This is a genomic window from Ramlibacter sp. GCM10027632 (genome assembly GCF_042675325.1).
Classification (GTDB): domain Bacteria; phylum Pseudomonadota; class Gammaproteobacteria; order Burkholderiales; family Burkholderiaceae_C; genus Ramlibacter.
The window spans coordinates 1-18,364 of sequence record NZ_JBHTGW010000015.1; the positions used below are offsets into that span (position 1 = coordinate 1).

Here is an 18,364-nt window from a genome sequence, read left to right on the forward strand (position 1 = left end):
TTCGCCGGCGCGCGCATCGGGCTGCTGCGGCGCGGCGGTCTCGCGGGCGCCGGAGGCGGGCGGCCCGCGGCCCTCGCCGCCGCGGCCGCAGCCCGCCAGCGCGAGGACTGCCACCGCGCAGGGCAGGACCACGGCCGGCCAGGCCGGGCCGGCGGCAGGCGCGCGCATCTCAGCGCACCGGCGGGGTGCCCGTGGTGCCGGTCGTGCCCGTGGCAGTGGAGGGCATCGAGGTGCCGGGGGCCGAGGCGCCGCCCATCGTGGCGCCGCCGGGGGTCGTTCCCGTGGTGCCCGAAGTCCCGGCCGTGCCGCCCGCGCCCGAGGTACCTGCCGTGCCCGTGCTGCCCGTGCTGCCCGTGCTGCCCGTGCTGCCCGTGCTGCCCGTGCTGCCCGTGCTGCCCGTGCTGCCCGTGCTGCCCGTGCTGCCGGGGGAGGTGGCGGTGCTGCCGGCGGTGCCCCCTCCCGGGGTGCCCGAGCCGCCGGTGGTGGTGTCGGAGCCGCCGCGGTTGCAGGCGGACAGCACGAGGCAGGCGCCCAGGACGGCGGCCAGCGCGGCGCCGCGGGTGACGGGGGATTGCTTCATCGGGACACTCCTTGGGTCATGGTGGTGAGGCGACGCCCTCGCCCTCGCGACGGCGACCGCGGCACCGTAGGTCGAGGTCGGCCGCGGCCGTGTCGGCACGGGCTGCGGGGCGGTGTAGGAGCGTTGCGCCCTCGGCTGCCCCGCGGCACGCGCCCGGCCGCCGCATCAGCGCCGCTCGCGCTCGCGGCCAGGACCTTCGCGCGGCGGCGCCGCCCCCGATGACGGGGCGGCGGCCGGGGGCGGAGACGGGGACGCGCGGGGCTCGTCGTCGGGCGCATCGACGCTGCTGGCGTCCTCGGGCTGCATGTCGGCGGCGGGCGTGGTCTTGGCGCTGTCGTCGCGAGCCGCGCCCGGGCCGTTCGCCTGGGGATGGGGCTGTCCGTGGACGTTGTCCTGCGGCTGGTGCATGGCGCGCTCCTCGTCGATCCGGACTGCCGATGCTCGCCGCGCAGCAAGCGCGCGGCGTCGGCCGGCCGCGCGCCAGGGCGTAGGCGTCAGCCTTGCAGGTACAGCGCGCGCAGGCGCTCGTGCTCCCGGGGCCCCAGGCCGAGCGCCTCGCGCAGGTAGGCGTCGAGGCTGCCGTGGTCGGCCTCGACGGCCTCGAAGGCGGCGGTCAGGAACTCCGGCTGCACGCCCCACAGCACCGCCGCGACCTCGGGCGCGAGCGTCCCGCCGATGCCCGGCGGCGGGCGCAGGCGCTGGTTGGTCAGGAGGTAGTCGGCCAGGATCTCCTCGCGGCTGGCGCCCAGCGCATGCAGCAGCAGCGCCGCGGCGAAGCCGGTGCGGTCCTTGCCCGCGGTGCAGTGGAACACCGTGGGCTCGCCCGAGGCCAGCAGCAGCCCGAAGAACTCGGCGAAGCGCGCCGAGTTGTGCTGCACGAAGCCCCGGTAGGTGTCCTGCATGTGGTGCACCACGTCGGCCGGGGTGAGGCGGTGGCCGGCCGCGGACAGGTCGGCCAGCACCTGCACGATGGTGGGCTCGATCGCCAGCGAGTGCACCGTCACGCCCGGCACCGCGCAGGCGGCGGCCTCGCGCTCGCGCTCGCCGCGGAAGTCGATCACCCGGACCAGGCGCAGCGCCTGCAGCCGCTCGATGTCGCCCGGGGTGAGGCGGCCGAGGTGGTCAGAGCGGAACAGGGTGTCGCGGCGCAGCGGCACGCGCGGGTGCACGGCGTCGCTGAGGTCACGGAAGTTGGTGGGCGAACGGGTGGAGGCACGCGCGGCGGTCATGGGGACCATTGTGGGCCAGCCGCACGGCCGGCCCGTGTCGCCCGCGTTGCGGCCGCCGCCCCTGCGCCCCACGCACGCCTTGCGCTCTAATGGCGCCATGGACAACATCCGCGTCGGCACCGCCTCGTGGACGGACAAGAGCCTCATCGACTGCGGCCGCTTCTACCCGCGCAAGACCCTCAGCGCCGAGGAGCGCCTGCGGTTCTACGCCTCGCGCTTCCCGCTGGTGGAGGTCGACTCGAGCTACTACGCCATCCCCTCGCCCGCCAACGCCCGCCTGTGGGCCGAGCGCACCCCGCCGGGCTTCGAGTTCAACGTCAAGGCCTTCCGCCTCTTCACCGGCCACCAGACGCCCCCGGTGGTCCTGCACAAGGACATCCGGCAGGCGCTGGGGCCGCGCGTACCGCAGGTCCTGTACTACCGTCAGCTGCCGCCCGAGCTCCGCGACGAGCTGTGGCGGCGCTTCCACGAGGCGCTGGCGCCGCTGCAGGCGGCCGGCAAGCTGGTGGCGGTGCACTTCCAGTTCGCGCCCTGGGTGCGCAACACCCGCGAGGGCCGCGCCCAGGTGGCCCACTGCGTCGAGCGCATGGGCGGGCAGCTGGTGTCGGTGGAGTTCCGCCACCGCAGCTGGTTCGAGGGCGCGCAGTACGAGGCCACGCTGGACTTCGAACGCTCGCTGCAGGTGGCCCACACCATCGTCGACGCGCCGCAGGGCTTCGACAACAGCGTGCCCCCGGTGTGGGCGGTGACCGACCCGCGCCTGGCGCTGCTGCGCCTGCATGGCCGCAATGCCGCGACCTGGAACGTCCAGGGCGCCAGCGCGGCCTCGGACCGCTTCAACTACCTGTACTCGCACGAGGAGCTGGCCGGGCTGGTGCCGCCCCTGCGCGAGGTGGCGGCGCTGGCGCGGCGCGCCCATGTCCTGTTCAACAACAACATGGAGGACCAGGGGCAGGTCTGCGCCCGCGAGATGCGGGCGCTGCTGGACGCTGCGCAGGCAGCGCAGGCAGCGCAGGCGCCGAACCCCGCGGGTGCCGCGAGTTCTGCAGGACACCCGGGCCACGCGGACCGCGGCGCGGCGGCGGCCGGGCCCGGCCGCGCCTAGGGCCTGTCAGCAAATTCCCCGGGCCCGCGAGAAATTCGCTGACAGGCCCTGGCGCATCGCCTCAGCTGCCGCCGCGGTTGGCGCCGTTGCCGCCCCCCGTGCCGCCGGGCCCGCCCATGCTGCGCGTGGCCCCGCCCGAGCGGGCCGAGTCGGCCGCCTTGGCGCCGGCCTGCGGCAGGTTCTGGGCCGCCGCGAGGTGCTGCTGCAGCATCGGCAGCTGCTTGTCGATCCAGGCCTTGAGCTGGGGATCCTTGACGTCCTTGGCGGCCTTCTGGAAGGCCTTGATGTCCTTCTCGTGCTCCTTCACGCCGACCTCGCGGACGAACTCGCGGTCGAAATCGGCGCCGGTCTTCTTGCCCAGCTTCTCGATCTCGTTGCGCATCGCGCGCTTGGGCGCGGGCGGCAGCTCCAGGCCGAGGCTGTTGGCGAGCTGGTTCAACTCGCCGTTGGCGCTCGCGTGGTGGTCGGCCATCTTGCTGGCCAGCGCCTTCACCGCGGGGTCGGTGGCCCGGGTGCTGGCGAGTTGCGCGGCCTGCACCTCGAACTGGCCGCTGGCGGCCGCGTCCTCGATGAACTTGCGGTCGCCGCGCGAGAGCTTCGCGTCGGTCTTCGGCGTGTTGCGCGTGCCCGTGCCGGGCTGGACGGCCGGCGGGGTCGGCGCAGCCGCGCCGGCCCCGGTACCGGTACCGGTGCTGCCCGCGCCCGTGGCGCCGGTGCCCGAGCCGTAGCCGGACTGCGCCCAGGCCGCGCCCAGCGCGAGGGCCAGCACGCCAGCCGAGAAGGTTCGTGTGATGCGTCGGTTCATGGGATCTCCTGGCAGGGGGGTGGGGGTCACTTGGACTTGCCGGCCGGGTTCGAGGCCGGGTTCGCGCTGGCGGAGGCGCCGCTGCCCGCGGCGCCAGGCTCGCTGCCCGGCGTGGCACCGGACGACGCCGAGGCGCTGCCGAAGTTGCCGCCGGTGCTGGACGAGGGCGTGCCGGACTGGCGCGCGGCACGCCAGGTGCTGAACTCGTCGGAGAACTTGCGATAGCGGTCCTGCCGCCACTGGTGGTAGTCGGCATCGAGGTTGCGAAGCTGCTCCTCGCGCCACTGGTGGTAGTCGTGGTCGTGCAGGTAGGGGGCCTGCCCCTGGCCTGGGCCCGGTCCCGGCGCGTAGCCCGGCATGCCGCCCTGCGGCGGCGCGACCTGGCCCGCGCCCGGCCCGCCGTGCAAACCGCCGGACGGGACGTAGGTGGAGGTGCCGGACTGCGCCGACCCGCCGTGGCTGCCGCCGTAGCCGCCCGCCCCCGGGCCGGCCTGACCACCGCCGGCCGGCGAGCCGCCCCAGGCCGGCCCGCCCTGCTGCCCCTGGGCCCCGCCCCAGCTGCCTTGCTGGCCGCTGCCGTAGGCCGCGCCCTGCAGGCTGCCGCCGTAGCCGCCGCCCAGGCCGGCTCCCTGGGTGCTGCCCCAGCCGCCGCCGCGGCCCGGCTCGCCGCCCCACTCGCCGCGGCCCGGCCCGGCGCCGCCATGCTCGGGGCCGCCGCGGCCATAGCCATGCGCCTCGCCGCCGTAACCGCCGTAGCCGCCGGACGAGGGCGAGCCGAACTCGCCGCCGCGCCCGGAGCCCGGCGCGCCCATGCCGCCCTGCGCCTGCCCGCCCTCGCGGCGGCCCTCCGGGCGCTGCTCGCCGCTCCAGCCGCCCGGACCGCGGCCCGGGCCCTGGCCCTGGCCAGGTGAGGGCTCCTCCCAGCGACCGGCCTGCGCGTGCCGCTCGCGGTCCTCGAACTCGCGTGATGCCATTCAAGCTCTCCTTGGAAAGCCGCCACCTTAGGCAGCGGCCGCAAGGCGGGCCTGTCGGACGCGGGCGGGCCCGGCGTAGGAAAAGCGAGCCAGCCGGCGCGCGCGGGCGCCGGCGCCGGCCTCGGCCGGGCCGCTCAGGGCGTGCCCGCCGGCCTCAATGGAAATGGGCGAGGCGGCTGGCCAGCGCGACGAGGCCGATGCCCGCCAGCAGCCAGGCCACCTGGAGCACCGTGGCGCGCGCACCCAGGCGCTTTTGCAGCTGCGGGATCAGGTCGGCCAGGGCCACGTAGATGAAGCTGCTGCTGGCGACCGTGAGGAAGAACGGCAGGTAGGCCTGGAGGTGCTCCACCAGCCACCAGCCGGCCAGGCCGCCCAGCGGCGTGACCGCGCCCGCCAGCGAGACCTTCACCAGCGCGGCGCGGCGGCTGCCGCCGGTGCGGGCCAGCACGATCAGGTCGCCGATGTGGTGCGGCACCTCGTGCGCCAGCACCGACAGCGCCGCGACCACGCCCAGGCGCAGGTCGGCCATGAAGGCCGAGGCGATGAGGATGCCGTCGCCGAAGCAGTGCACGCTGTCGCCCGTGAGCAGGGTCCAGCCGCCGGAGCGGGCGCCATGGTCATGGCCATGACCGTGGTGGTGGGCGTGGCCATGGCCGCCGTGGGCATGGTCGCGGGCCTGGGACGGCGCCTCGTGGCCTTGGTGGTGCTCGTGGCCGTGGTGCCAGAGTTCGGCCTTGTCCAGGAGGAAGAAGAACACCAGCCCGACCAGCAGCACGGGGAACAGCACATGGGCCTCGACCGCGCCCTCGAAGGCCTCGGGCAGCAGGTGCATGAAGGCGGTGGCCAGCAGCGCGCCGGCCGCCAGGCTCAGGAGGTGCTGGGCGCCGACGCCGGCCTGGCCATCGTCGGCGCTGCGCACGCCCAGGCGCATCATCAGCGCGGCCAGCCAGACGCTGCCGATGCCGGCGGACAGGGTGGCGGCGAGGATGGCGATCAATTGCATCGTTGTTCTTGTCGTGAGTCGGCGGGGCCGGGTGCGATCTTAGCAACCGGGTCGGGCGCCCCGCCGACACCGGGACGCGGCGCCCGCCGGATAATCCCCGCGCAGACTCCCTCAACCCCGCACCGAAAGGATCCCCGAATGCCCACCCTCCGCGTCGAACTCATGGAAGGCCGCACCGTCGAACAGAAACGCGCCCTGGCGCAGGCGCTCACGCAGGCCGTGGTCGAGACCCTGGGCAGCAAGCCCGAGTCGGTCGATATCCTCATGTTCGACATCAAGCGCCACGACTGGGCCACCGGGGGCGAGCTGTGGGTCGACAAGTCCTGAACCTCGTCGCCTGGGGCCTGGCGCTGGCGCTGCCGGCCTGTGCCCAGGCGCCCTCGTCCGGGCCGCAACCGGCCTCGCTCACCGGCCAGACCGTGCACGCGGCCACGCCGCCGAACCGCTGCGAGGCGGGGCCGGCGGTCAAGGCCATCGTCGGCCAGCGCGCCACGCGCGAGCTGCTGGAGCAGGCCCGCGCCCGGGCCGGCGCGCGCATCCTGCGCGTGATCGGCCACGACCAGATGGTCACCCAGGAATTCAATGACTCGCGCCTGTCGGTGCTGCTCGATGCGCAGGGGCGCGTCGCCGAGGTGAGCTGCGGCTGAACGCCGCGGCGCCCGGCGTCCGGCGTTCAGAACTGCGAGCCGCGCGCGTCCAGCAGGTCCTGCCGGTGGCGGGTGGCGAAGGCGAACAGCTCGAGCCGGTTGCTCAGGCCCAGCTTGCCGTAGATGGAGCTGAGGTGGTTGCGCAGGGTGTGCTCGCTGATGCACAGGTGCTGCGCGATCACCTTGCCCGGGGCGCCGGTTTCCCGGGCGACGGCGCGGATCATCTCGCGCTCGCGCAGCGTGAGCGAGCGGATGCGGGCCAGCTCCGGGTCGCTCTTCTCGTGCGCCTTGCGGCGCATCAGGTCCATGAAGATGCGGCTGGTGGCGCCGCGATCGATCCACAGCTCGCCGCTGCACACGCGGTCGAGGGCCTTGAGCAGCACCTGCGGCGCGTCGTCGCGGCCGACGATGCCGTGCACGCCCGAGATCACCGCATGGTCCAGCGTGGCCTCGTCCTGGCAGCCGGTGACCAGCACCACGCGCGCCGGGGTCCAGCGGGCGATCCGGTCGATGAGGCCCTCGGGCGGCACGCCGTCGAGGTCCATCACCAGCGCATCGGCGTCGGGCAGGACCGCCAGGTCCTCCAGGTCGGCGGGCCGGGCCACCGAAGCCAGGTGCTCGAAGGCGGGCGCGCCCGATTCGATGAGCCGCTCCAGCCCCCAGCATGTGAGCTGGGGCGCAACGAGGATGACGCGAAACGGGTGTCCGGCTAGCTCTCTCATCGTCGTACCCACCTGGCAATAGCGATCGGGCTATTCATGCTATTCATATTGAAGAGCGAGTCAACAGCCTGTTGCAATTTTTCTGGCGCCTTGCATTCGCGGCGGAATGACCTATGACAACAAGCCTGCCCCGGCTGGGTGCGTCCTCCCTGTCGACGCGTGCCCGGCCCGACCAGACTTGCACGATGACCGAACGCCGCGTCGAACCCAGGACCTTCCTGCGCCTGCCGCTGGAGGTGGAGGGCGTGGGCACGGCGGTCACCCGGGACGTCAGCCCCGGCGGGCTGTACGTGTATGTGCCCAATGGCCTGCGCTTCGTGGGGCCTCTGGTGTTCGAGGTCGAATTCGGCGCGGCCGGCCTGGGCGCTCGGGCGTATGCCGAGGTGGTCCGCATCGAGCCGGGCCAGCTGCGCACCGGCATGGCGCTGCGGCTTCGCGACCTGGAGCTGACGCCGGTGGCCTCGCGCCGCCGCGCGCGTCGCCGCTGACCTCTAAGAAATTTCCGAAGTAGTGAATCGCGTCGCCCTCGCCGGGCGAGGCGCAGCGGCCTGCGCATGCCCTCCTGCGCATGTCCTTCCCTGCCTGGACGATCCGGGGCATGACATCCCATGACAAGCCACCCATCGCGATCGGGACGATCGACTGATGCCGCCGCCGCGGGCGCTTCCTAGAGTCAATGCCATCGCAACGACCCTTCACCGCGCACCGCCATGTCCCTCCTGCCCGACTTCGTATCCACCACGCTGTGGCCCCTGGCCAGCAGCCCGGGATGGGGCGGCCTGATCGCGCTGCTGGCCCTCGCCGCGGTGATCGACCTGCGCAGCGGGCGCATCCCCAACTGGCTCACCGTCACCGGCATGGGCTGGGGGCTGGCGTTCAGCGCCAGCCAGGGCCTGGGCACGGGCGCCGGCCTGGCTACCGGCCTGGCGGGACTGGCCACCGGCCTGGCGGTGATGCTGCCCCTGTACCTGCTGCGCGCCACAGGGGCCGGCGACGTGAAGCTGATGGCCATGACCGGCGCCTTCCTCGGCACGCAGCCGATGCTGGTCACGACGCTGTTCGTGTTCATCGCGGGCGGCGTGATGGCGTTGCTGCACCTGGCCCTGCGGGCCGCCGCACGCCAGGCGGCCGCCCGCCCGCAGGCCGGGCCCGCAACGCCGGCGCCCGCATCCCTCGGCCGCATCCGCTACGGCGCCAGCATCTTCGCCGGCACCCTGGCCTTCCTCGTGCTGCGCCAGCTGGCGCAGCGGTGAAACACGCTCCCAGGAGGCAACATGATCATCCGGAACATCAAGGCCCTCTCCCTGCTGGTGCTGGCGGTGCTCACCGCCCTGGCCGCGGCGGCCTACGCCTCGCGCTGGATCTCGCAGCGAGGCAGCACGCAGACCGTGCAGGTGGTGGTGGCCGCGGTCGACATCGAGCTGGGCAGCCGCATCAACCCGCAGATGCTCACCACGGTGGCCTGGCCCGCCAGCGCCGTGCCCACCGGCACATTCGCCGACCTGTCCAAGCTGCGCGAGCGCGTGGTCAAGGTGGCCATCCCCCGCGGCGACGCGATCCTCGAGCGCAAGCTCGCGCCCGCCGGGACGCAGGGCGGCCTGTCGGCGGTGATCGCCGAGGGCAAGCGTGCGATGACCGTGCGGGTCAACGACGTGGTCGGCGTGGCCGGCTTCGCCCTCCCCGGCAACTACGTGGACGTGATGGTCAACATGCCGCAGGACCGCCAGGGCGGCAAGGACAGCCAGATCAGCCTGACCGTTCTCGAGCAGGTGCTGGTGCTCGCCGTGGCCCAGGAGGCCAGCCGCGACGACCTCAAGCCCAAGGTCGTGAGTGCCGTGACCCTGGAGCTGTCGCCGCAGGACGCCGAGAAGCTGGACCTGGCGCGCAGCGTGGGCACGCTGTCCCTGGTCCTGCGCAACCAGCTGGACAAGGAGTCGGTCGCCACCCAGGGCATCACGCGGGACCAGCTGCTCTCGCTGAAGCAGGTCGTGCAGCGCCCGGTGGCTGCAGCCGCGGCGCCCGCCGCGCCGGCACGGCCCCGCCCCGCGGCGCCGGCCCGGGTCGCCGCCGCGCCGGTCCCCGCCCCCGCCGCCGAAGCCCGGGACTGCGTGGAGGTGATCTCGCACGGCACCCGCACCCAGTCGTGCTTCTGACCCCTGGCAACAACGACAAGGACAGGACGACCATGACACATCCCGCTGCGCGACGCCTGCAGACTCCCGCCCGCCGTGCGCTCGCCGCGCTCGGCGCCCTGCCCGCCCTGTGGTGCGTCCAGGCCCTGGCGCAGGCCCCCGCGCCTGCACCGGCTCCCGCGGCATCCCCCGCGCCGGCACGCGCCGCAGCAGCCGGGCCGCGCACCGCCCCCACCACCGCCACCGCATCCCCGGCGCCCTCGCGCACCGCCTGCACCAGCCTGGTCCAGGGCCCCGCCGCCCAGGTGCCCCTGGGCAAGTCGCAGGTGATCGCGCTGGGCGCGCCGGCGGCCCGCCTGATCGGCGCGGGCCGCCCGACCAGCTGGATCGGCCAGCCGGTGGAAGTGGAGGAGCAGGCGCCCGCCCGCGGCCGCGCCAATACCGAGCGCCCCCTGCCGGCCACCAGCGACGGCGTGGCCGACACCGAGATCACCCTGCTGTCCCCCACCGAGCTGCTGGTGGTGGGCCGCCGCCCCGGCACGGCCAACGTGATCGTGCAGGACCGCGAGGGCCGCTGCACGGTGCGCGACATCGTCGTCACCATCGACCCCGCCGCGCTGCAGGCCAAGCTGGGCGAGCTGATGCCCGCCGAGCGCGAGATCCGCGTCAGCGGCGCCGACAACGCCATCGTGCTGACCGGCACCGCCAGCGACGCGATGGCGATGGACCAGGCCGTCACCGTCGCCACCGCCTACGGCGACGGCAAGAAGGTGGTCAACCTGATGCGCGTGAGCAGCCCCAGCCAGGTGATGCTGGAGGTGAAGATCGCCGAGGTCAGCAAGAACATCATCGACCGCTTCGGCCTGGACTACAGCCGCGCCTTCAGCAGCGGCAATGCGACCAACGTCATCTCCGGCATCGTGGGCGCGACGCCCGGTGCCTTCGGCCGCTTCAGCCCGCTGACCGGCGGCGGCGCCATCAGCGGCTCGGCCGGCGCCTCGGTCACCGGCGGCATCGGCGGCGCCTCCGCGGGCGTGGCCACCACCTCGCGCGGCGCCACCCTGCTGGGGCTGGACCTGCAGAAGCAGGACGGCATCGTGCGCGTGCTGGCCGAGCCCAACATCCTCGCCGTCAGCGGCCAGACCGCCAGCTTCCTGTCCGGCGGCAAGATCTTCATCCCGGTGGCCCAGAACAACTCGCTGGGCCTGGCCACGATCACGCTGGCGGAGAAGGAATTCGGCGTGGGCCTGAAGTTCACGCCCACCGTCCTGGATGGCGGGCGCATCAACCTCAAGCTGGTATCCGAGGCCTCGGAGCTGTCGCAGACCGGCTCACCCTTCACCACCGTGGGCAACGCCACGGCGATCCTGCCCTCGATGACCACGCGCCGCGTCGACACCACGGTGCAACTGGGCGACGGCCAGAGCTTCGTGGTCGCCGGGCTGGTGAAGAACAACCTGAACGAGACCCTCAAGCGCGTCCCCGGCCTGGGCGAGGTGCCGGTGCTCGGTGCCCTGTTCCGCTCCAACGAATTCCAGACCGACCAGACCGAACTGATGTTCGTGGTGACCCCGCGCCTGGTACGCCCGCTGCCGGCGCCCACGGCCCTGCCCACCGACCGCCACCAGGCGCCGGACCGCCACCAGGCCATCTTCGGCAACGCCGGCGAGGCCCCCGCCGCGCCGGCCGCCCCCGCGCAGGACAGCCCCGCCAAGCCCTGAGCCTAGGAGAACCGCCATGAAGACCGCTTCGATCCTCCTGCTGGCCGCGGCCGCCGCCAGCGCCGGCTGCGCCACCTCGGTGACCCCGAACTACGACGCCCGCTTCGGCCTGTCGGTGCGCGAGGCGCGCGCCGCGCAGACCCTCAACCCCGCGCCGGCGGCAGCGCCCGCGCAGGGCCTGGACGGCCGCGCCGCGCGCGAGGCCATGGGTCGCTACCAGGAGTCCTTCAAGTCGCCGCCGCCGGTGGCCAACGTGATCCACATCGGCAACACGGAGGCAGGCGGCCGCTGAGGCCGCGCCCCCAGGAAGGAGAGCCGCCATGACCTAGCTGCGCCCGCCCCACCCCTCGCAACCATCGAGAAAGCCTTCACAGAACCCCTATCGAGGACCGAGACCATGAACCACATCATCACCTTCCTGCGCAACCTGGCCGTCGAGGACGACGGCGCGCAGGTCATCGAGTACGCGTTGATCATCGCCGTCGTCTCCATCGGACTGGTCGTCGCGCTCGACGGCGTCGGCGGCAATTTCGCCACCTTCGTCGCCAACGTCGGCACCTGCCTGACCACCGGGACCTGCCCCTGAGCCCCGCGCCGCAGCCTGATCGAACGCTGCCCTTTCCAACCCGGGCCGGGCCCGCCCCGGCCTCCACCTTCCCATACCATGAAGCCTCCTGCCTGCCGGACCGGTCGCCAGCGCGGCGCCGTGATCATCACCGTCTGCCTGACGCTGGTGTTCCTCCTCGGCTTCATGGGTTTCGCGCTGGACCTGGGCCGGCTGTTCATCGTCAAGCACGAGTTGCAGACCGCCCTGGACAGCTGCGCCCTCGCCGCGGCCCAGGAGCTGGACGGCCAGCCCACCGCCATCGCGCGCGCGGTGTCGGCCGGCCAGTCCGCCGGCAACGCCAACCGGGTGAACCTGCAGTCCGCCAACTGGGACGGCAAGGGGCAGCTGACCGCCGCCTCGTTCCAGTTCTTCGACGCCAGCCTGACCCCCACTACCACGCCGGACCTGGCGCGCTACGTCGAGTGCAGCCACACCCAGCCCGCGGTGCGCCTGTGGCTGCTGCAGGCGATGAACGCCTTCCTGGGCGAGGCGCAGGCCGGCCCGGCGACGCAGAACGTCGGCGCCCGCGCGGTGGCCACGCGCACCAGCGCGCAGACCACCTGCCCGGTGCCGCTGATGCTGCGGCCCAAGGTCACGGGCGCCGGCGCGCCGGACTACGGCTACACCCGCGGTGACTGGGTCAAGCTGCTGGCCGACCCCGCGGGCGCGACCAGCAACTTCGTGGGCTGGGCCAACCTCGACGGCACCAGCAGCGCCAGTTCGACCGAGAGCGAGCTGCTGCGCGGCTACTGCGACGTCCGCCTGGACGTTCCCCTGGGCACCCCCGGCGTGCAGAACGCCATCGCCGACGCCTGGAACGCCCGCTTCGGCATCTACCGCAACCAGGGCTCGCCCTCGCAGCCCTTCATGCAGCCGGACATGACCGGCTATGCCTACAGCACCGCGAACTGGCCCAGCGGGCGCGCCGCCTACGACGGCCCGGTACCGCCCGGCGCGCACCCGACGGCGGCGAACTTCGAGACCAAGCGCGCCAGCTTCGCGTCCTGCGCCGACACCGGCACCCAGGTGACCGGCGCCAACAGCTGCAGCACCATCTCGCAGCGCCCCATCGGCGGCGGCTTCAACAAGTTGGCCGAGCCCGGCGCCGGCGCCGACGGGCACTGGAAGTACGGCGTGAACAAGCGCCTGGTGATCGTTCCCGTGAGCACCACCTACCCCGGCAAGGTGGAGGACTACGCCTGCATGCTGATGCTGCAGCCCATGACCATTCCGATGACGGACGTGGCACTGGAGTTCATCGGCAACGCCGGCGCGATCGACAGCCCCTGCACCACCAACGGCATCCCCGGCGGCACCGCCGGGCCGCAGGTGCCGGTGCTGGTGCGTTAGGAGACCGCCATGGCCACTACGCCCCGCCCTGCGCACCGCCGCCTCCCGCAGCGCGGCGTGGCGCTGATCGAGTTCGCGCTGATCCTGCCGATGCTGCTGGTGCTGACGTTCATCACCACCGAATTCGGCCGCGCCGTCTACGAGTACAGCGTGGTCACGCAATCGGTGCGCGACGCGGCGCGCTACCTGTCCATGGTCACGCCGAACAGCCACCAGGCCCAGGCCGCCAACATCGCCGTCTATGGCAACGCCGCCGGGACCGGCCGGCCGCTGGCGCGCGGCCTGTCCACCGGCCTGGTGCAAAGCGAGTGGCTGCCCCCCACGGGCAGCAGCCCGGCGATCCGCATCGTCCGGGTCCGCGTGGCCGGCTACCAGTTCCAGTCCCTGTTCACCACGGCCTTCGGTCAGGACTTCGGCGTGCTCGAGTTCCCCGCGATCAGCGCGTCGATGAGGAGCTACCTGTGAAGCGGCGGCAGCTCGGCGCCACCGCCATCGAGTTCGCCCTGGTGCTGCTCGTGTTCCTGATGTTCCTGCTCGGCGTGCTGGACTTCGCCCGGATGCTGTTCACCTGGAGCGGCGCCGCGCAGGCCGCGCGCGCGGGCGCCCGCTACGCGGCAGCGTGCATGGACACCTCCGGCGACACCGCGCCGGTGCTGGCGCGCATGCAGGGACTGCTGCCGCAGGTGCAGTCGGTGGACGTGAGCTGGGAGCCCGCCGGCTGCTCGCCCGCCACCTGCGAGCGGGTGCGGGTCGGCATCACCGACCTGCAATACCGCTGGATGGCCCCGGTCCCCGGCCTGGCCTCGGTCGCGGCCCTGGCCATGCCCCGCTTCGACACGACCCTGCCGCGCGAGTCCATGCGGCAGGACACCCACAGCAGCACCCTGTGCAACCCCTGAAGGCCGCGCCATGAAGATCGCCCTCATCTCGCCCAACCCCCAGCACCTGGCCCAGATGGCGCAGGCGCTGCAGGACGCCTCCCACGAGGTCAGCACCTTCGAGGGCGGCAAGAGCCGCCTGCCGGAAATCGTCGAACGCTTCCAGCCCGAGCTGGCGCTGGTGGACGGCCTGTGCCTCGACGTCTGCGAGCTGGCCGCGGTGGAACAGGCCACCGCGAGCGACCCGCAGCTGACGGTGGTCCTGACCTGCCCCACCCACTCGCAGGACTTCCTGCTGCAGGCGATGCGCGCCGGCGTGCGCGAGATCCTGCCCTCGCCCCCGACGTCCCAGGCGCTGCTGGCGACGGTGGAGCGCCTCGAGGCCAAGCGCCGCCCCGGCAAGGCGCGCCAGGGCGGGCGCGTGCTGGCCTTCATGGCCTGCAAGGGCGGCAGCGGCGCGACCTTCCTGGCGACCAACCTGGGCAGCGAGCTGGCCGAGACCCACCAGGTGCTGCTGCTGGACCTGAACCTGCAGTTCGGCGACGCGCTGTCCTTCGTGCATGACGGGCCGGCCCGCACCTCCATCGCCGACGTGGCCCGCGAGATCCGCCGGCTCGACACCGCGCTGCTCGCCAGCAGCACGGTCAAGGTCAGCCCCGGCTACCACGTGCTGCCCGCGCCGGACGACCTGCGCGACGCCGCCGAGGTCCGGCCCGAGGTGGTCTCGGCCCTGCTGGCGGTGGCCGTCACCCACTACGACTACGTGGTGGTGGACCTGCCGCGCGACCTCGACGGCATCGGCATCGCGGTGCTCGACCGGGCCTGGCGCATCTACCCCGTGCTGCAGGCCGGCATCCCCGAGCTGCGCCACGCCACGCGCCTGGCGGCGACCTTCCGTTCGCTGGGCTACCCGGACGACCGAATCGAGTTCATCCTCAATCGCTGCCACCGCGGGCAGGACATCGGCGTGTCCGAGCTCAGACGCGCGCTCGGCCCGGTCAAGGTGCACCAGGTGGCCAACGACTGGCGCGACGTGCATGCCGCCATCACCACGGGCGCGCCGCTGGCGCGCAACGCCCGGGGCAGCGGCGTGGCGCGCCAGCTGCACGACTTCGCGCACTCGATCGACCCCCGGCACGAAGCGCCCCGCAGCCTGATCGACAAGTTCTTCCGCAAGGCCTGACCATGTACCACCCCACACCGTCCCCTGCGGGCACAGACCCGGGCGCCCCCTCGCTGCGCCTGAGCCTGGGCGCGCTGGCCGGCTCCATGCCCGGCCCGTTCCCCACCCTCGACCCGGAGGCCGGGCGGGACGACGCCGGCCCCGGTGGCGGCGCCCCGCCCGCGGCGAACCCGGCGTCGCTGGGCGCGCGCGCCGCGGCCGCCGACCCCTACCTCCAGGTCAAGGGCCGCATCCACCTGAAGCTGCTCGATCGGCTCGACCTGCCCGCCCTGGAGGCGATGACGCCGGAGGCCCTGCGCCAGGAACTGGCGACGGCGGTGGAGCAGCTGCTGGCGGAGGAGGCGGTCGCCCTCAACGTGGCCGAGCGCGCCACCCTGATCCGCGACATCCAGCACGAGATGCTGGGGTTCGGCCCGCTGGAGCTGCTGATGGCGGACCCGGCGGTCTCCGACATCCTGGTCAACTCCTGGCACCAGGTCTACGTGGAGCGGCGCGGCAGGCTGGAGCCGACCGACGTGACCTTCACCGACGAGATGCACCTGCGACGCATCATCGACAAGATCGTCTCGCGCGTCGGCCGGCGCATCGACGAGTCCAGCCCCATGGTGGACGCGCGCCTGCCCGATGGCTCGCGGGTGAACGCGGTGATCCCGCCGGTGGCCCTGGACGGGCCGATGGTCTCGATCCGCCGCTTCTCGCGCGTGCCCCTGCGCATGGACAACCTCACCGGCGAGGGGCTCAAGACGCTCACCCCCGAGATGGCGCGCCTGCTCGAGGGCCTGGTCAAGGCCAAGGTGAACATGCTGATCTCCGGCGGCACCGGCGCCGGCAAGACCACGCTGCTGAACATCCTCTCCGGGTTCATCCCGGAGAACGAGCGGGTGGTGACCATCGAGGACGCGGCCGAACTGCAGATGCAGCAGCCCCACGTGGTGCGCCTGGAGACGCGGCCCGCCAACCTCGAGGGCCTGGGCGAGATCAGCCAGCGCGCGCTGGTGCGCAACGCGCTGCGGATGCGGCCGGACCGCATCGTCATCGGCGAGGTGCGCGGCGCCGAGGCCTTCGACATGCTGCAGGCGATGAACACCGGCCACGAGGGCTCGCTGACCACCATCCACGCCAATACGCCGCGCGACGCGCTGGCGCGGCTGGAGAACATGATCGGCATGGCCAACCTGAACCTGCCGCACCGCGCCGCGCGCCAGCAGATCGCCTCGGCGATCACGGTGGTGGTGCAGGTGCTGCGCCTGATCGACGGGCGCCGGCGCGTGACCAGCATCCAGGAGGTCACCGGCATGGAGGGCGAGGTCGTCACCATGCAGGAGCTGTTCGCCTTCCGCCAGACCGGCGTGGAGGCCGGCGGCCAGGTGGTGGGTCACTTCCAGGCCAGCGGCGTGCGGCCGCGGTTCTCCGAGCGCCTGCAGGCCTTTGGCGTGCAGCTGCCGGAGGACATGTTCGACCCGCAGCGGCGCATCCACTAGGACCGGCCGGTCCCGAGGAGCCCTCACCATGGACGCAACGAACCTGAGCCAGTCCCAGTGGCTGCTGGGACTCATGGTCTTCATCGCCCTGATGCTGGGCGTGGAGGGCCTGTACCTGCTGTGGCGCAACCACCATGGGCCCGAGGCCCGCCGCCTGCGCAGGCGGCTGGAGGCGATCGCCTCGCCCGGCGAGGAATCCGGCGGCGGCGCGATCAAGCCGCGCCTGGCCCGCGAGCTGCCCTGGATGCGCGCCTGGCTGGAACGCATGCCGCGCCTGCGCGCCCTCGACCGGTTACTGGTGCAATCCGGCCTGCCCTGGTCGCTCGGGCGGGTGGCGCTGGCGATGACGGGCCTGGCGCTGGCGGGCGCGGTCCTCGGACAGCTCGCCGCGGGGCTGCACGCCCTGGCGCCGGTGGCGGCCGTGGCCGCCGCGCCGGCGGCGCTGGCGGGCTACATCGCCGTGGTGCGCGCGCGCCGCCTGCAGCGGCTGGAGCGGCAGCTGCCCGACGCGCTGGACCTGCTCACGCGCGCGCTGCGCGCCGGCCATGCCTTCGGCTCGGCGCTGAAGATCACCGCCGACGAGGCGGTCGAGCCTATGGGCGCGGAGCTGGCCCAGGTGCACGAGGAGACCAACTACGGCGTGCCGCTGGAGCAGGCCCTGGAGCACCTGTGCGAGCGGGTGCCGCTGACATCGGTGCGCTACTTCACCGTGGCGGTCCTGATCCAGCGCACCGCCGGCGGCAACCTCACCGAGATCCTCGGCGGCCTCAGCCGCCTGCTGCGCCAGCGGGTGAAGCTCCTGGACCGGATCCATGTGCTGTCCGCGGAAGGTCGCCTGTCAGCGTGGATCCTGGTGGTCCTGCCGTTCGCGCTGGCGGGCCTGCTGTACCTGATCAACCCGCAGTTCATGAGCCCGCTGTGGCAGGACCCGATCGGCCGCTCCATGATCCAGGTGCTGCTCCTGATGATGGCCGTCGGCGGCGTGGTCATGCGCCGAATCATCAAGATCCGCGTGTAGGAGGCAAGCCATGCTGGTTCTTTCCATCCTCGTGTTCGTGGCCGTCACGCTGGCGGCGGCCAGCCTGTACCTGTTCCTCGCCCCCAGCCGCGCGCAGGAGCGGATCCGCCAGCTGGCGCCGGAGGCGGCGCCACCCGCGACCTCCTGGCACGAGACCGCGCAACGCCTGGCGGGCCCGCTGGCGCGGCTGTCCCTGCCCTCGGGCGACTGGGACCAGTCGCACCTGCGGCTGCAGCTGCTGCAGGCCGGCCTGCGCAGCGACAGCGCGCGCCTGTGGTACCTGGCGGCCAAGACCGCGCTGCCGGTGCTCCTGGGGGCGGCGGCGCTGGGGCTGGTGCAGGCGCACGGCGACCTGAATGCGACGAAGCAGCTGTTCGCCGTGGCCTGCGCGGCGCTCGCCGGCGTCTACCTGCCCAACGCGGTGGTGCGCGCGCTGCGCCGCTCGCGACAGCGGGAGATCTTCGAGAGCTTCCCGGACGCGGCCGACCTGCTGCTGGTGTGCGTCGAGGCGGGCCTGGGCCTGGACGCGGCGCTGGTCCGGGTGACCGACGAGATGGCCACGCGCAGCCCGGTGCTTGCCGGCGAACTGCACCTGGCCAACCTGGAGCTGCGCGCCGGCGCCACCCGCGCGATGACGCTGAAGAACCTGGCGCTGCGCACCGGCGTCGACGAGGTGGCCACCTTCGCCGCCATGCTCACGCAGGCCGACCGCTTCGGCACCAGCCTGGGCGACTCGCTGCGCGTGTTCTCGGACGACCTGCGCCACAAGCGCGAGGCGCGCGCCGAGGAGGCGGCCGCCAAGATCCCCACCAAGCTGCTGTTCCCGCTGGTGGTGTTCATCTTTCCCTCGGTGATCATGGTGATCCTGGGGCCGGCCATCATCCAGATCATCCGGACGGTGCTGCCGAAGATCACGGGGACGGGTTGAG

At 73.2% G+C, this 18,364-nt stretch carries 23 protein-coding genes; 16 read left to right on the plus strand and 7 right to left on the minus strand.

Annotation, left to right across the window (positions count from 1 at the left end):
- Positions 1-169 precede the first annotated feature (169 nt).
- The 3 genes from ACFQZY_RS17870 to ACFQZY_RS17880 form a co-directional block, all read right to left on the minus strand.
- Entirely contained in the window at positions 170-580 is a 411-nt protein-coding gene (locus tag ACFQZY_RS17870) for a hypothetical protein (RefSeq protein ID WP_377418435.1), read from the minus strand.
- A gap of 165 nt (positions 581-745) precedes the next feature.
- Entirely contained in the window at positions 746-988 is a 243-nt protein-coding gene (locus ACFQZY_RS17875; protein ID WP_377418438.1) for a hypothetical protein, read from the minus strand.
- An 86-nt stretch (positions 989-1,074) separates the two neighbouring features.
- Positions 1,075-1,809 (minus strand): tyrosine-protein phosphatase, encoded by a 735-nt coding sequence (locus tag ACFQZY_RS17880; protein ID WP_377418441.1) that lies wholly within the window; start codon positions 1,807-1,809, stop codon positions 1,075-1,077.
- A gap of 97 nt (positions 1,810-1,906) precedes the next feature.
- Between ACFQZY_RS17880 and ACFQZY_RS17885 the strand changes: the two genes are divergently transcribed.
- On the plus strand, positions 1,907-2,914 hold the full coding sequence (locus ACFQZY_RS17885; RefSeq protein WP_377418444.1) for a DUF72 domain-containing protein: 1,008 nt from the start codon (positions 1,907-1,909) through the stop codon (positions 2,912-2,914).
- Positions 2,915-2,975: 61 nt separating this feature from the next.
- Here ACFQZY_RS17885 and ACFQZY_RS17890 read toward each other — a convergent pair whose 3' ends face one another.
- The 3 genes from ACFQZY_RS17890 to ACFQZY_RS17900 all read right to left on the minus strand — a co-directional run bounded on the left by ACFQZY_RS17890 (position 2,976) and on the right by ACFQZY_RS17900 (position 5,696).
- Positions 2,976-3,719 carry a DUF4142 domain-containing protein gene (locus ACFQZY_RS17890; RefSeq protein ID WP_377418447.1) on the minus strand — a complete coding sequence of 248 codons (744 nt, stop codon included), beginning with the start codon at positions 3,717-3,719 and terminating at the stop codon, positions 2,976-2,978.
- Positions 3,720-3,745: 26 nt separating this feature from the next.
- A complete protein-coding gene (locus ACFQZY_RS17895) occupies positions 3,746-4,693 on the minus strand; it encodes a hypothetical protein (RefSeq protein WP_377418450.1) in 948 nt (315 codons plus the stop codon).
- 154 nt (positions 4,694-4,847) lie between these two features.
- Positions 4,848-5,696 (minus strand): ZIP family metal transporter, encoded by an 849-nt coding sequence (locus ACFQZY_RS17900; RefSeq protein ID WP_377418452.1) that lies wholly within the window; start codon positions 5,694-5,696, stop codon positions 4,848-4,850.
- A gap of 138 nt (positions 5,697-5,834) precedes the next feature.
- Between ACFQZY_RS17900 and ACFQZY_RS17905 the strand changes: the two genes are divergently transcribed.
- The gene (locus ACFQZY_RS17905; RefSeq protein ID WP_377418455.1) at positions 5,835-6,023 is read left to right on the plus strand and encodes a 4-oxalocrotonate tautomerase; all 189 of its coding nucleotides are present in this window, start codon (positions 5,835-5,837) and stop codon (positions 6,021-6,023) included.
- Positions 6,005-6,343, plus strand: coding sequence for an I78 family peptidase inhibitor (locus ACFQZY_RS17910; RefSeq protein WP_377418458.1), 339 nt, complete (start codon positions 6,005-6,007; stop codon positions 6,341-6,343). The genes ACFQZY_RS17905 and ACFQZY_RS17910 overlap by 19 nt, the downstream gene beginning before the upstream one ends.
- Before the next feature lie 26 nt (positions 6,344-6,369).
- Here ACFQZY_RS17910 and ACFQZY_RS17915 read toward each other — a convergent pair whose 3' ends face one another.
- Positions 6,370-7,065 carry a LuxR C-terminal-related transcriptional regulator gene (locus ACFQZY_RS17915; protein ID WP_377418461.1) on the minus strand — a complete coding sequence of 232 codons (696 nt, stop codon included), beginning with the start codon at positions 7,063-7,065 and terminating at the stop codon, positions 6,370-6,372.
- A 185-nt stretch (positions 7,066-7,250) separates the two neighbouring features.
- Between ACFQZY_RS17915 and ACFQZY_RS17920 the strand changes: the two genes are divergently transcribed.
- The 13 genes from ACFQZY_RS17920 to ACFQZY_RS17980 all read left to right on the plus strand — a co-directional run bounded on the left by ACFQZY_RS17920 (position 7,251) and on the right by ACFQZY_RS17980 (position 18,363).
- Entirely contained in the window at positions 7,251-7,553 is a 303-nt protein-coding gene (locus ACFQZY_RS17920) for a PilZ domain-containing protein (RefSeq protein ID WP_377418463.1), read from the plus strand.
- Between the two features lie 222 nt (positions 7,554-7,775).
- Positions 7,776-8,318 carry a prepilin peptidase gene (locus ACFQZY_RS17925; protein ID WP_377418466.1) on the plus strand — a complete coding sequence of 181 codons (543 nt, stop codon included), beginning with the start codon at positions 7,776-7,778 and terminating at the stop codon, positions 8,316-8,318.
- A gap of 27 nt (positions 8,319-8,345) precedes the next feature.
- Entirely contained in the window at positions 8,346-9,218 is an 873-nt protein-coding gene (gene cpaB / locus ACFQZY_RS17930; protein ID WP_377418632.1) for a Flp pilus assembly protein CpaB, read from the plus strand.
- A gap of 32 nt (positions 9,219-9,250) precedes the next feature.
- A complete protein-coding gene (locus ACFQZY_RS17935) occupies positions 9,251-10,918 on the plus strand; it encodes a type II and III secretion system protein family protein (protein WP_377418469.1) in 1,668 nt (555 codons plus the stop codon).
- Between the two features lie 16 nt (positions 10,919-10,934).
- Positions 10,935-11,210 (plus strand): hypothetical protein, encoded by a 276-nt coding sequence (locus ACFQZY_RS17940; RefSeq protein ID WP_377418472.1) that lies wholly within the window; start codon positions 10,935-10,937, stop codon positions 11,208-11,210.
- A gap of 105 nt (positions 11,211-11,315) precedes the next feature.
- The gene (locus ACFQZY_RS17945; protein WP_377418475.1) at positions 11,316-11,504 is read left to right on the plus strand and encodes a Flp family type IVb pilin; all 189 of its coding nucleotides are present in this window, start codon (positions 11,316-11,318) and stop codon (positions 11,502-11,504) included.
- A gap of 78 nt (positions 11,505-11,582) precedes the next feature.
- Positions 11,583-12,875 carry a pilus assembly protein TadG-related protein gene (locus ACFQZY_RS17950; RefSeq protein ID WP_377418478.1) on the plus strand — a complete coding sequence of 431 codons (1,293 nt, stop codon included), beginning with the start codon at positions 11,583-11,585 and terminating at the stop codon, positions 12,873-12,875.
- Positions 12,876-12,884: 9 nt separating this feature from the next.
- Positions 12,885-13,340, plus strand: a complete 456-nt coding sequence (locus ACFQZY_RS17955) for a TadE/TadG family type IV pilus assembly protein (RefSeq protein WP_377418481.1) — start codon at positions 12,885-12,887, stop codon at positions 13,338-13,340.
- The gene (locus tag ACFQZY_RS17960; RefSeq protein WP_377418484.1) at positions 13,337-13,774 is read left to right on the plus strand and encodes a TadE/TadG family type IV pilus assembly protein; all 438 of its coding nucleotides are present in this window, start codon (positions 13,337-13,339) and stop codon (positions 13,772-13,774) included. Before ACFQZY_RS17955 ends, ACFQZY_RS17960 begins: the two co-directional genes overlap by 4 nt.
- Positions 13,775-13,784: 10 nt before the next feature.
- Positions 13,785-14,936, plus strand: a complete 1,152-nt coding sequence (locus tag ACFQZY_RS17965) for an AAA family ATPase (RefSeq protein ID WP_377418487.1) — start codon at positions 13,785-13,787, stop codon at positions 14,934-14,936.
- Positions 14,937-15,022: 86 nt separating this feature from the next.
- Positions 15,023-16,417 carry a CpaF family protein gene (locus ACFQZY_RS17970; RefSeq protein WP_377418635.1) on the plus strand — a complete coding sequence of 465 codons (1,395 nt, stop codon included), beginning with the start codon at positions 15,023-15,025 and terminating at the stop codon, positions 16,415-16,417.
- 28 nt (positions 16,418-16,445) lie between these two features.
- Positions 16,446-17,435, plus strand: coding sequence for a type II secretion system F family protein (locus tag ACFQZY_RS17975; RefSeq protein ID WP_377418490.1), 990 nt, complete (start codon positions 16,446-16,448; stop codon positions 17,433-17,435).
- Between the two features lie 10 nt (positions 17,436-17,445).
- Positions 17,446-18,363 carry a type II secretion system F family protein gene (locus ACFQZY_RS17980; RefSeq protein ID WP_377418493.1) on the plus strand — a complete coding sequence of 306 codons (918 nt, stop codon included), beginning with the start codon at positions 17,446-17,448 and terminating at the stop codon, positions 18,361-18,363.
- Position 18,364 lies beyond the last annotated feature (1 nt).